This is a genomic window from Proteus cibi, from assembly GCF_003144405.1.
Lineage (GTDB): Bacteria > Pseudomonadota > Gammaproteobacteria > Enterobacterales > Enterobacteriaceae > Proteus > Proteus cibi.
The window spans coordinates 77687-90586 of sequence record NZ_PENW01000005.1 but is presented as its reverse complement, the minus strand read 5'-3'; the positions used below and the strand labels follow the sequence as shown (position 1 = coordinate 90586).

Genomic DNA, 12900 nt, shown 5'->3' with positions numbered 1-12900 from the left:
GACGTAGGTAGTTTTGGTCGCAAGAAAAGTATTTTAATTAAGGTTTAAGCGCCACCTTTTTCAGCATTACTAAATTCATGAAGTAGCTCTTCAAGAGTTGAGTTAGGGCGAGTTGTTTTAACTAATGCATAGCCATAAACTGGTGTATCTGCTGGGTACATTTCAGCTTCAGATAATAGAGTTGCAACTGCTTTCATTTGAGTTCCTGAGGTGACAACATCATCGATTATAATAACAGCATCTGGGTCCTCGAATTTTTTTGCTTCTGAATATATGCCTAATGTTTCTAAATGTGGTTCTATTTCTCTTCTTCCGTTTGACATATGGGCAGGTTTTGTTGGCCAAAATCTTTCTACTATTGCGCGTGGGATTATTTCACAACCAAGCTCATCTTTATTATGAAAGGCATATGTAGACCATAAATCGATTAATATTTGTATAGGTGATGATTTATTACATTCAAAAGGTACAGAGCTTGGTGTTGCAACTAAATAAATTCTTCCTCTGATTTTATTACTAAGAAGCCATTTTTTAAATTCTAAATAATAACTATAAGCTAATTTACGAAATGGCCTTCCTTCTCCTATTGTTCCGTTTTGATTATAAAAAGATACTGCTTTACCTTCCTCAATTTCTGTTTCTGTTAAATACTTACTAACTTTTATTGAACGTTGGACTTCAAACCATACCTTTTTTTTATGGCTATCATCTCCCCAATCATTTGGGTTAGGCCAATATTCAAAAGAATATCCTATCCTATCTAAATTTAAACTAGAAATATCTGCTGTGTTAGGATCTGCGGTAATATAATTAGTCGAAATTTCTGGTTTGGAGAATTGAATAGAATCTGATAAAAATAGTTCAATATATGATTCTAATTGTAATTTTTTTGTAATAATAGTAGTTGGCTTAGTCCAAAATTTATAATAATTAATTTCACTCTCATTAAAATTACCAATTAGTACAGATATAGCTGAATTTATATGTGCGAAATAAATATCTTTTGGACTATCACCAATAATAATAACATCTTTGTAACTATCTAATATATAACTATCTTCTGCTGTTGGTTTATGTTGACTTCCATAAACATTATCACTATTAATGTTGACATTATGATACTCTAAAATACTTAAGCAATAATTTTTGGGTGAGTCAGAAAAAATATAGACATCGCAATTTTTATTGTTTATTAGTTTATTGACAAAATTAATTATTCTATCGTTTATAGGTCTTACTTTAACTTTACCATCTTTAATCAATTGTGGAATGACGGATCTTCCTGCTTTGCTACGAAGATACACCTGACAATGGTCTGTTTTAAATAAAGTATTATCTAAATCAAATATTATAGCTTTCATAAAAATCCTGATTTATAAGTTGTTATGTAAGGTATGATTTATTACTTACATTTTTTTAATAATTTCAGATGGTGATAGTTTACATTCTTTTTTAGGTGGTAATGATTTTCTATCATTTTCTTATAAATATAACATAATGAAAATTTACGAAGTAAAACATAAGTATCAATTTTAGAAATATAACTATAATTTATTTGGCAATAATACCTAGTTATATGTACTTAATCATATAAAGTTAACTAGTTTTTTAAAATTAACTTTAAATTACCAAGTTTTGATTAATTAATGTTTTAATAATTAAATATAAGCACCCTATACCTTTTCTTTTTACAGGGTGCTTTATGAAACCACCAAAACTATTAATTTTATTATTAGTGCTTTCAACTCAATCAGTTGCATCAACTACTATCTACACTGATAGCAATATTCCTTTACTTAATACTGAAGATAACCAAATTATTTATTTGGATTCACCTGATATTATTCAAAAGCAATTATTTAATGATTTATCGCGTGATCCCAAGCAAGCAGAACAGCAAGTGAGAAGTATTATTCAGTCAGCAAATTGGCAACAAAAACAGCAACAAATCACACAAGCTTATCAAGGTGTTCTTCACGCTTATTCATTGAAACTCGCGAAATATCCTGCGGTTGTTTTTGATGATCGCTATGTGGTTTATGGCACAACAGATGTTGTTCTGGCTGAAAAACATCTCACTGAATTTTTGGAGCACCAATAATGGGGCGATTAAAGCAGTTTAGTGTGTTTGCACTTTGTCTTACTTTTCACCCCATATCAGCAAACGCGATTAACTCAGCTCAAATTATTGCAAGTGCATTATCACCACACTGTTTGGAATACAAAATTATGGGGATCTGTTACTGGCTATTCTGCACACCATTTGGGTGCTCAGTAAAAACATCAGTAAAAGTCAGTCACTATATTCCTAATGCGGTTGTTTCTAGTTACGACCAAACAGGAAGCAATCCATGGGCAGAAATGTCATCATTAGGAATAGGAATATCGGGCTTTGCTGAAGGTGGCGGTGCTAATAAACAAAAACGAGTGAGAAATAAAAATAACCTACATTTTAAAAATGCGGATGTGATTGGGCATCCTGCATTAGCGTCTCCTATATTTGGGCAATTTATGGGGCAAATAAATTATGCTTGTTCTAGCCCAATTAATGCTTTTATGCCTTACTTTCTCAGTACACTCGATGGGTTGATGTGGCGTTCTGGCTTGCCTGAATCTCTTTATCCCGAAGCGCTGATCCCAAATATGCGTGAAATAGGCTCCACAGTTAAAGGCAATATGTGGGGCAATATTTATCCTCGCAGTGGTTTTGTGACACAAGTAAATGACTACAAAGCCTCGGCGGTTGTGGCTCAACGGGCTATTGATATTGTGACACGAACCGGACAGCTTCATGTTTATCAACCGTTAATAAGCCATTCTTATCATGGATATTGGGCGCCAGAGTCTGTTACTGAAAATAGAGGCACTCGTAATCACAAATGGCAAAGACTTTCGCCTTCAACGTCCTCTTCTTGTTCTACTTTTCCTGATGATGCTCAACCTATTGCGAATGATGGCGGTTATGCGTGGGCACTTTGGCAACCTTACAAATGCTGTAAACGTCGAGGACAGTTTTTTCTGTATAGCTTTAATTTTCAATAACAAGGAAAGTGTATGAAAGATAAAAGCTGGCTTTATAGCCGTGTTGTGGTGGGATATTTTGCCTTGAGTTTTCCTGCTATTGCTACTTTTGAGGTCGATAGCCATGTTGTCAGCACGGACTCCAGTAAAGGCATGAAAGGGGCAATTAGTGATTACTTATTTTATACCATAGGCGGTGGAACGGTGATTTCACAACCGCCGAGTCACAGTAATATGCAAAAACTCAGTATTGGTCTGGGTTGGAATAGCGACTTAATGTGCGGTAATTTTGATATCAATACTACAGTTAAAAATCAGCTAAATGGTGCCACGCGTGGTTTTAAAGATATGATGAGCAATGTCATCAATAGCGCTACGGGTGCTGTTGCCAGTTTACCTGCCATGATTATTCAGCGTGCTAATCCTGGTCTTTATGAGTTGCTCACTAACGGTGTATTACAAGCTAGTGTTTCATTCGATAAAGCCCAACTCAATTGCCAAAAAATGTCGCAGAAAATGGCGGATTATGCCTATTCAAATCAATGGACGCAGTCCGCTATTGGAGAAGAGTTTAAACGAGTTGTCGCAACCACATCAGATGCAGTCAGTGCCGATAATCAATTGAAAACCTCAACAGGGAAAGAAGGTGTTAGGTGGATTGGTGGTAAAAAGCGAGGCGGTATCGGTCAGCCTGCGATTAAGCCCACTTATGATTTAGCAAAAGCCGGTTTTAATATACTGAATAAACAGCCCATCACAAGCCATCATCCGGTTAATGAGTCCGCTTGCAAAGGCTCTCTTTGCCGACGTTATAAAACCAGTGACGAAGCTGCGAAAGCGGTTGTGAGTGTATTGGGAGATAGGGCGATCCGCACTTGTTCTGAAACAAAAGAATGTCGTAGCGGAGGCGAAGAAAATAAATCAGGTACGTCAACGGTAGGCGTTGGTTTTTCACCGATGCTTGAAGAAACGACACAAAAGAACATGGCTCTATTAGTTAAGCTTGTGAATGGGCATTTAAAGCCAAATTCGACAAATTTAGCACAATTAAAAACAGGCGATTTAGCGGTATCAAGAGGCGTTATTCAAGCGCTAAAAGAGGATCCTGATAATGTGGCATTAGTACAACGTTTGGCAGGTGAATTGGCAATGTCAGATACCATTTCAACGGCACTTGGTATGCGAAGAATGTTGATTGTAGGACAATCAGAACCTCATGTTGCTGAGCATAAAATAGCATTAGAAGAAACGGATCGCCGTCTTGCTTTCCTCGATAGAGAAATTTTGGCATTAAAAAATGAAATGGAAATTCGTAAATCTATTAGCAATAACACGCTGTTAATGGTGTTAAGCCGACAAGAAAGCCGTGATGCTGAAAATGGTGTTCATCAGACCATCATACAAAGTGATAAGGCAATCTATCAGCTAAATCAGAAGGTAGATCATTAAGATGACGACAGAGAGTTATCTTGAACTTGTATTACTTTTTATGGCTTGGCTGATTAATAATTCATTGTGGATGCTCATTACCACAACAGGTCTTTTTACCCTTCCATTAGCGATTAAAATTGCAGGGATTTGGTTAAAAGCACGAGAAGAGGGAGAGGATGAAGGTAATAAAGGGATTTTAGTCTTATCGCGTATGGAAAATACGCTCTATGTTGCGTTTATAGTGATGATATTTTGCACTGTTCCTCTGTGGGAAATCAATGTTTCTACATTACATTTTGATCGTGCTCGTTCGGCGCAATGTAGTATTAATGTGCCGATACCTGCGGATTCTGGGTATGGCACGCTAATCGCAGAATTAAACGGACAAACGGCAAAAGTACCTTTGTGGTGGTATCTAGTTCATTCATTATCTAAAGGCGTGACGCATGCAACTATCGCGACGATCCCTTGTAGTAATGATTTTCGATTGCTACGTTTTGAAGTACAGAATACTCAATTAATAGATCCTATTCTTCGCCAAGAAGTACAAGCGTTTGCGAATCAATGCTATGTCAAAGCATATTATAAGTTAAAAAATCTTCATTCTGGATTATCACCTCAAATAATGGAGGGTGCTAATTGGATTGGCTCTGATTATTTTTTGAATACAATCGGCTATTACGATTACTACACCGCAACATCCCCCCAACAAGCATGGTCCTATAATGAAAATCGAGATAGCGGATATGCCAATGTCGGTCGTGGCGGTTACCCAACATGTAAAGCATGGTGGAATTCGACGACTCAAGGCTTAAAAAAGCGTTTATTAGCTCATTTCGAACCACGCACCATTAATATGATGAAAGCCAAGTCACCTGATAATTGGGAAGAGGGATTATTACGTTGGTTAGTGAGTCCTCAAAGTATCCATTTAGCCAGTAGTGGTGACACTTATATGATGGGCAACCAGCAAGGGCAAAGCACAAGTATTGATACAGGAATAAAACAGGCTATTAGCAGTCTAGGGACATTCTTAGCTCAAACGACACAACTACCTGCTTTTGATGCATTGCGCCAAAGTTTACCGATGATCCATGCGATTTTACTAATGGCTTTGGTTATCATTATTCCGCTGGTTTTGTTGCTGAGTGCTTATGAACCCAAAATAATTATTACACTTACCTTTGTGATGTTCGCATGGCTATTTGTGCCGTTTTGGTGGGCATTAGCTAGTTGGTTAGATGATAAATTGATTGAATTACTATATGCGAGTTACAAAGGGTATCGCGGTGATTTTAATATTTGGTTAGCAAGTACTGGTTCTGATGGTTGGATCATGAATTTAGTGCTTGGCGCTATGTATATCGTGTTACCGCTTTTCTGGTTTGGTGCCGTAAGTTGGAGTGGCGTAAATCTTGGATTTGCGGTGTCTTCAGTTATTTCAAGTGGTTCAAAAGGTACACAACAAGCAGGTTCTCAAGGTGGTTTGGCAATGATGGATGCGGTTAAAAAGGGTATTATAAAAAAATAATTGTTTAATTTATCAGAATAATATGGAGCAAAAAATAAAATGATATAATTATTTTGCTCCATTATTATCTACAAAAAAATTAATAATAATGAACTTATAGATATTAACCCTTTATTAAAGAATACATACTTTCAGCATTGATAACACTAACATAAATGATTGCGCCGCATAAATACATGGTTGCAGTTCCAATAATGAGTTTACATAGGTAATTAACATTCACCTTGCTGTAATTTTTATGTAAATCGTGAAAAATAGCTAAAATAATTAGCGTAATAAAGACGACTACACCGCCTATAAGGATTTTATATTGATATGAATCACTTCCGAATTTGTCTTTACTAAATAAAGCACCAAGAGATAGCATAAAGACAACAACCATAGAGGGGGAAATTAAAGACATCGTTCTTCTTAAAAACTCGAAGAAATCAGATCCATCAAAGAACCAAAAACTCTTTTTTTTCGTTTCATTAATATCTGTCATAAAACCTCTAATATAAATTTTTATATGGATAGATAAAATAGAATAAATTCATCGATTTTATTTTTAACATTAATAAATATTTATTCAAGAATAAATTTAAATTAATATTTAATAAATCAAATGAATTAAATTAATTGTTATTGTTTTTTTGTATATGGTTTTTTTGAAATATTTAATTGACCTTTTTTAATAAAATTAATATGGAGTATTGAGAAAATAATTTAACCTACCTACTAAGTATCCCTATCGTTTACTCTTCAATTATTACCTCGTTGTTTTAACAACAGCCAATGCTTCTGTGCTCATTATTGCACTCGCGATTTGAAAGAAGCGCCTTAGGGCAATCGCAAGCTCACATCATCATTATCTGAGAGATGATACCTTCGGGTGATAACGCAAGATAATACGAACAATGAAGATGCCACCTGCGCTATTTGAGATGCTCTGTTATGACTGATGTAATAAAACCATCTGCAAGAGGAGCATTAAGCGATAGGAGCGATGTAGCGTCACTTGTGTAAAAGCGTAAGCGATACCAAGTGACGCTACGCGCAAACAGCACGTTTTGGCTTATGGTATCTACTTTTTCAATGATAACTACAGTCTGACACACTCGTAGTGACAATATTAAGGACAACTCACTCGATAAATTAAAGGAGAAATTAGCTCGGTATCGATGGCAATATCAGCGAAAGCTGATAGATGGAGGTAGTCTGATTTTATTTATCAGGACGGTTTATACCGCGAACAGCTCTGAGAGCTGGGGAGCCTCGTAAAAACTCAACTTATTGTCGCCCTGATGCACAGATACCCGCTAAAGTGAAAATATAACCATGCCGTCAGGGAGTTTTGTTTTATATATAAAAATAGGATTGTGGAGGACTTATTTGTCCAAATTAAGCAAACAATTAACTACATTAGCAAAACAAGGAGGCGGAAGTTTTAAAACCGTTGCGGATCGCTTGAAACTCGCTTCTCGTATTGCCGATAGAATGGCAAAACTGAATATTCAAATTCGTGATGTAAAACATATCAAAACAAATCATATCGAGCTTTATATCAAAAGCCGTCAGGAAGAAGGCATTTCCAAAAGAACACTTCAAAACGAAATGGCAGGCATTAGGAATATTTTAGCGGTTGCTGGCAGAACAAAGCTTGCCTCACCTCAACATGAGAAGCTAAGTAATCATGCGCTTGGTTTATCAAATGCGAGCCGTGATGGCACGAAAGTGGCTATTAGCGAAGAACGGTATTTATCTGCTATTTATCATGTAGAAAAGCAAGATGTGGGAGTTGCAATGACCATGCAACTTGCACGTTGTTTTGGGTTACGCACCGAAGAGGCGATACAGTCAGCAAAGTCATTAAAAACATGGCAACGCGCTCTGATCCAAGGTGAGAAAAGTGTTCGTGTTGTTTTTGGTACAAAAGGGGGAAGACCTAGAGATACGACCATTATTGATCGTGACAAAATGTTATATGTCGTCAATCAAGCTTTGAATTTAGCTTCCCAATCTAACGGTAAATTGATTGATAAACCCGATTTAAAATCTGCCATAGATCGCTATCGAAATGTTGTCAGAAATGCTGGATTAACAGGTAAATATGCACCTCATAGTTTACGCTATGCGTGGGCAGTGAATGCAATGGATTATCATAAAAATAATGGAATGAGCGATGATGAAGCTAAGGCAATGGTCTCTATGGATTTAGGACATGGTGATGGGCGAGGGTGTTATGTTGAGCGTGTCTACAATAAACTTGATATTAATGATTAATAAAACAAACTTGTTTATAGCACATCAAATTAATAACGTTTACCCGTTAATTCGTTGTTTATAACAACAGCCAATATTTCCGCAATCTGAAAGGAATGCCTTAGGGCGATTGCAATATTCATTAAATCAATTTTCTTTATTTCACCCCAAATGGGAATTGCTTCCCTATTTGGTGGCAATTCCCTTTTTTTAACAGGAATTGCCTATGAAAAAGGAATTAATAGGTCGTACATCCTCACAGCAAAACGATCTTTATCACATAGTGACAAATAAGATTATCGAAGCGTTAGAAAAAGGAACAGAACCTTGGCGTAAAACTTGGGATACAGAAAATGAAGGGCTACCAGTTAATGCAGCAACGGGACGATATTACAGTGGTATTAATGTCATGCTGTTATGGCTAGGAGCGATTGAAAAAGGGGTTAATTCAAATCGGTGGTTGACGTTTAATCAAGCAAGATGTGCAGGAGGTAGTGTTCGCAGAGGTGAAAAATCTACATTAGTCACGTTATTTAAACCTTTTACTGAAGATAGATTAGATAGTGAGGCAACAGAGGCTGAAGATAAATTAACTCATTCATCACGCTGTTTTATGGCACGTTTCCATCTCTTTAATATTGAACAATGTGAAAATTTGCCAGAGCATTTTTATGCTAAAAAGCCCGTTCTTCCTGATGTTGAACGTATTGATAGAGCGGAGAGTGTGGTGATAAGTAGTAGTGTACCCGTGATACATCGTTATCAAGATAGTGCTTATTATCACACGAAAAATGATCATATTGTTATCCCAGAAATGGGGCAGTTTCATTCAGTGGAAGATTACTATTGCACATTACTTCATGAATTGGTGCATTCAACAGGTCATAGTTCAAGACTTGCTAGAAAAGGAATAATGGCTCTGTTATCTCAAAAAATGAGTAACCCAGTTTATGCTTTTGAGGAACTTATTGCAGAAATTGGATCGGCTTTTTTATGTGCTGAATTAGGTATTCAAGGTCATTTGCAACATGAAAGTTATATTGCATCATGGTTAAAAATACTTAAAGAAGATCATAAAGCCATATTTAGAGCAGCTCGATATGCCAAGGAGGCATTTGAGTATTTAATATTAAATACAAATAAAAAATAATTATTATTTGACTAAGTAATATAACGATAATAAATCTAAAAAGGTTTCCGTTTTAGGAAGCCTTTTTATCTTTCGCTAACAGAATCAAAGATCAAATAGCTTCATACTGTTCCGTGTGTTCTACCCTGTGAATTAACCGTCATTAAATTGAAAGTTAACAAGCGAAAAATAGTATTTAATATGAATTTTATACTGGGTTAACTTTTATATTAAATATCTATTATTTAATAGCATTTTTTATTTTATTAAAGCTTATTATCATAAATGGAACTTTATATGTTAAATCTGAAATTACGTTTTCAGCGAATAGGTTTATTCAAAAAAATTAAAAAAGAAATAAATTCAAAAACTCCACCAAACTCTATTTTACCCATATCATTAGACGAGCTTCTCTTATCATCTCATCGTCAACAATTATTAAAATCACTTTGGAGTTCATCTTCTTTGTCTCAAGAGGCTTATATCCAGTTTTATAAAATACCCTTAGAGCAATGTGTTTTCTTAATGCAACAGCTCCCATTAAGTGAAAAGGGAGCCTATAATTATTTAGGCGGAATGACTGATTACATGCTTGAAGTTGTAACACGAACCTCTAAGTTGTCTAAAAATTACATGTTTCCTATTGGTGCCTCACCAGAGGAACAAGCTGAACAAAGTACAGTATGGCATGCTGTTATTGTTTATGCCTCGTTGTTTTCTTGTGCGGAATATTTATGTCATTTTGACGTTGAATTCAAAAGTGGAAAACGATGGTTTCCATTGCAGGAGGCATTAACAGAGCCTTATCGATTTCGATTTATCTCTGAAGTATCACAAAATCAAAAGAGATGTTTTGGTGCGATGCTTGCATGGAAAATAATTTCACCCGATGCAATAAATTGGTTAAGCCAATATCCTAAAGCGCTTGAGGCGCTATCAATGTATTTAACAGGATTTAGAGAACAAACAGGCATCGTGGACGAAATTATTTCTAAAGCTGTTGCTTTAACACTTGCACCATTTCAACGTGAGATATCATTGCCTGAAAGTGATGTGTTATCAGAGACTATATCGCTAGAAAAAAGAGCGCCTACCGTTATACCAGAAATGCAATTACACCAGGCTGATAATCAAATCACCGATATGGGTGATGCCTTTTGGGAGTGGCTAATTGAGGGGTGCGTGAATGCTCATCTCTCTATAAATCAACCTAATGCACAAATTCATATTATTGCAGGATATGTTTTTATCGTTACTCCCAATATTTTTTATGTGTTTTTAGCTGAAATGAAATTGCCTAAACAAGATAAAGGTAAGCTTCAAAAAGCCTTTGAGAGACTGAAATATCATCGTCATGATCGAGGCAATATGTTTACTTGTCGGCTCTTTCAAAATGAATTATTAGAAGGGCAATTTAAAAAATTAAGTGGCTACTTAATTCCAGCAAATAAAATATTCACAAGCAATAATAAGCCTGCTGAAAATCCATTACTGGTTGTCGTATAAAGATTTTGCAATGAATTTGTTGCGTGCTATTTGCTTATTAAATTGTTTGGTGAAATATCCATCAGCGATAGAAAATAATAATAGTAATTCCACTAAAACAGTCTTGCTCCCGTTGATTAATCACGGTATCTTTCACTCGCACCTGCAAAATCAGGTGTCGGGATTAGCCTCCTGAAAAATACTTCACTGACAACACACAATGCACTTACATTTTGTGTTTGCATTCTGCTACATCTCAATGGTGGGCTGGATGAGGGCGTCGAAAGACGCGCCGACGTCAGTGAGGTCGGTAAGGCTAACCTTGTTCAGTTCCACCACCCATGAGATTAGCCTCTCCAGTGGTGGAAATTAATACTACTCACTGAGGATGCCTAAATATGGCAACAACCCCTAACCCAACTCATCCATTACTTACTATTCAGTTCGATTCCACAACAGATTTCATAACACTCGTTGATTATTGCGATACTTTTGTCGATGCATTGATTAAGTTTGATGATCTTGCACTTCAAATGGCATTATGTTGTCGGCTTAATGCCTGTTTAACACTCTTGCAATCGACGTTAGATGAGCCTATCCCTCCCCATTTGGTGAAATGTTTTATTACCAATAAAACACCGCCAAGCCTTCCTCGCTTTGATTTTGAATGTACTGAACTTTGCCAGCATTGCATTACGCTGACTCAATTTCTTGCAGAATTAGGTTTTTCAAGTGAGAAGGGCAAAAGTCTTATCTGGTTATTGAATGATTTAATTAATTATTTTGTTGCTGAAATGCGAGCACCTAGATGGTTACGCACTCTTGATGGAGTGAAATCTCTTGATGAGGTAATGGTATGACTTTTAAACAGGAGCAACAAAAAAGTCATCATTTAAAGTTGTATGGTTGTTATTTGATGGTTTGTTCGTTTTGTATCAGCGATAACAGCACCCATTGTCGTGTTTTACTGATTGTTGTAAATGAGCATGTTATGGATGACATCACTTTTGAGTTTCTTATTGAGCAGTATTTTTATTATAAATTATTACGTCCTACGACAATGAGAAGTTACCGTAAGGTTCTTCGTACATTTGAAGAATTTACGTCGTTAAAACCTGCTCAGGTTGATCAATTAACCGTTCTGCAATGGCGACATATTGTTTTAGGTGATAATAAGCGTTCAAGTAGAACTTGGAACAATAAAGTGACTCATATGAGGGCATTGTTTAATTTTGGAATAGAACAAGAGTTATTGCCCCATAAAAAGAACCCTTTTAATGGTACGGTTGTTCGTGCAGGGGCTAAAAAGAAAAAGGTTCTAACTAAATCACAGATGGATGATATGTATCGTCGTATGACACACTATCTAGAACTTGAAGAAAAGCAAGATTATGGCTACGTGTGTGATGGGCGAAAAAATGCATTATATCCAGCGTGGTTTTGGATGACGGTCGTGAATGTGTTTCGTTATACCGCCATTCGCCAAGGGCAGCTTCTGCATATTAGATTGAATGATATTAATCTCGAAGAGAAATGGATCCATTTATGTGAGGAGGGGGCTAAAAATCACCGTGAACATCGGGTACCGATTGTTTCCGCATTATACCCATCACTAGAAAATTTAGTGAAAGAAGCACAAAAGGTAGGCGTTGAACCGACAGATCAAGTGTTCAATGTTGGGTGGTTTGATTTAATGAAAAGAAAGAAACATCCCAAGATCATGGGCGAATATCCATTACGCTCATTTTTTAAACGCTTATCAGCAGAATGTAACTTTATCATATCACCACATCGCTTTCGACATACCGTCGCAACACATATGATGCAATCACCAGAACGTAATCTTTATGTTGTGAAACGGCTATTAGGACATGCCAGCATTACATCGACATTAGAATACATTGATGAAAGTGTTGATAACTTGCGAGATATATTAGAAGCGGAATTGATGTGATGAAAATAACAGGAGGAGTATCAAGATTTGACAGTGATTAGGAAAAAAAGTAAAAGTGACAAATAAAAAAAAACAGCCTTGGTATGAACAAGACTGTTTAGTTTAAGA

Annotated in this window: 11 protein-coding genes; 9 read left to right on the top strand and 2 right to left on the bottom strand. The window is 36.1% G+C overall.

Features of this window, described 5'->3' with window-relative positions:
• Nucleotides 1–44: 44 nt before the first annotated feature.
• Nucleotides 45–1361 carry an NIF family HAD-type phosphatase gene (locus tag DK865_RS01270; protein ID WP_109390962.1) on the bottom strand — a complete coding sequence of 439 codons (1317 nt, stop codon included), beginning with the start codon at nt 1359–1361 and terminating at the stop codon, nt 45–47.
• Nucleotides 1362–1702: 341 nt separating this feature from the next.
• Between DK865_RS01270 and DK865_RS01265 the strand changes: the two genes are divergently transcribed.
• From DK865_RS01265 to DK865_RS01250, 4 genes are read left to right on the top strand one after another with little or no spacing between them, the layout of a single operon-like run.
• Nucleotides 1703–2101, top strand: coding sequence for a TIGR03757 family integrating conjugative element protein (locus DK865_RS01265; protein ID WP_109390961.1), 399 nt, complete (start codon nt 1703–1705; stop codon nt 2099–2101).
• Nucleotides 2101–3042 carry a TIGR03756 family integrating conjugative element protein gene (locus DK865_RS01260; protein ID WP_109390960.1) on the top strand — a complete coding sequence of 314 codons (942 nt, stop codon included), beginning with the start codon at nt 2101–2103 and terminating at the stop codon, nt 3040–3042. Before DK865_RS01265 ends, DK865_RS01260 begins: the two co-directional genes overlap by 1 nt.
• Nucleotides 3043–3054: 12 nt before the next feature.
• Nucleotides 3055–4470 carry an integrating conjugative element protein gene (locus DK865_RS01255; protein WP_109390959.1) on the top strand — a complete coding sequence of 472 codons (1416 nt, stop codon included), beginning with the start codon at nt 3055–3057 and terminating at the stop codon, nt 4468–4470.
• Nucleotide 4471: 1 nt separating this feature from the next.
• Nucleotides 4472–5983, top strand: coding sequence for a conjugal transfer protein TraG N-terminal domain-containing protein (locus DK865_RS01250; protein ID WP_109390958.1), 1512 nt, complete (start codon nt 4472–4474; stop codon nt 5981–5983).
• A gap of 103 nt (nt 5984–6086) precedes the next feature.
• Here the strand turns inward: DK865_RS01250 and DK865_RS01245 are convergent, their stop codons facing one another.
• The gene (locus tag DK865_RS01245; RefSeq protein WP_109390957.1) at nt 6087–6467 is read right to left on the bottom strand and encodes a hypothetical protein; all 381 of its coding nucleotides are present in this window, start codon (nt 6465–6467) and stop codon (nt 6087–6089) included.
• Nucleotides 6468–7354: 887 nt separating this feature from the next.
• Between DK865_RS01245 and DK865_RS01240 the strand changes: the two genes are divergently transcribed.
• From DK865_RS01240 to DK865_RS01220, 5 genes are all read left to right on the top strand, one after another.
• A complete protein-coding gene (locus DK865_RS01240; protein ID WP_109390956.1) occupies nt 7355–8245 on the top strand; it encodes an integrase domain-containing protein in 891 nt (296 codons plus the stop codon).
• A 205-nt stretch (nt 8246–8450) separates the two neighbouring features.
• The gene (locus tag DK865_RS01235) at nt 8451–9374 is read left to right on the top strand and encodes an ArdC family protein (RefSeq protein ID WP_109390955.1); all 924 of its coding nucleotides are present in this window, start codon (nt 8451–8453) and stop codon (nt 9372–9374) included.
• Between the two features lie 276 nt (nt 9375–9650).
• On the top strand, nt 9651–10859 hold the full coding sequence (locus DK865_RS01230) for a TraI domain-containing protein (protein ID WP_109390954.1): 1209 nt from the start codon (nt 9651–9653) through the stop codon (nt 10857–10859).
• Between the two features lie 377 nt (nt 10860–11236).
• On the top strand, nt 11237–11698 hold the full coding sequence (locus DK865_RS01225; protein ID WP_109390953.1) for a hypothetical protein: 462 nt from the start codon (nt 11237–11239) through the stop codon (nt 11696–11698).
• Between the two features lie 131 nt (nt 11699–11829).
• Nucleotides 11830–12792: a tyrosine-type recombinase/integrase gene (locus DK865_RS01220; protein WP_109391024.1), complete on the top strand. Its 963-nt coding sequence runs from the start codon at nt 11830–11832 to the stop codon at nt 12790–12792.
• Nucleotides 12793–12900 lie beyond the last annotated feature (108 nt).

Bases quoted from the DNA above. Each gene is read 5' to 3' on its own strand.
- DK865_RS01230 (WP_109390954.1), top strand. From the start codon at position 9,651: ATGTTAAATCTGAAATTACGTTTTCAGCGAATAGGTTTATTCAAAAAA.
- DK865_RS01235 (WP_109390955.1), top strand. From the start codon at position 8,451: ATGAAAAAGGAATTAATAGGTCGTACATCCTCACAGCAAAACGATCTT.
- DK865_RS01265 (WP_109390961.1), top strand. From the start codon at position 1,703: ATGAAACCACCAAAACTATTAATTTTATTATTAGTGCTTTCAACTCAA.
- DK865_RS01250 (WP_109390958.1), top strand. From the start codon at position 4,472: ATGACGACAGAGAGTTATCTTGAACTTGTATTACTTTTTATGGCTTGG.
- DK865_RS01260 (WP_109390960.1), top strand. From the start codon at position 2,101: ATGGGGCGATTAAAGCAGTTTAGTGTGTTTGCACTTTGTCTTACTTTT.
- DK865_RS01220 (WP_109391024.1), top strand. From the start codon at position 11,830: ATGGATGACATCACTTTTGAGTTTCTTATTGAGCAGTATTTTTATTAT.
- DK865_RS01225 (WP_109390953.1), top strand. From the start codon at position 11,237: ATGGCAACAACCCCTAACCCAACTCATCCATTACTTACTATTCAGTTC.
- DK865_RS01245 (WP_109390957.1), bottom strand. From the start codon at position 6,467: ATGACAGATATTAATGAAACGAAAAAAAAGAGTTTTTGGTTCTTTGAT.
- DK865_RS01270 (WP_109390962.1), bottom strand. From the start codon at position 1,361: ATGAAAGCTATAATATTTGATTTAGATAATACTTTATTTAAAACAGAC.
- DK865_RS01255 (WP_109390959.1), top strand. From the start codon at position 3,055: ATGAAAGATAAAAGCTGGCTTTATAGCCGTGTTGTGGTGGGATATTTT.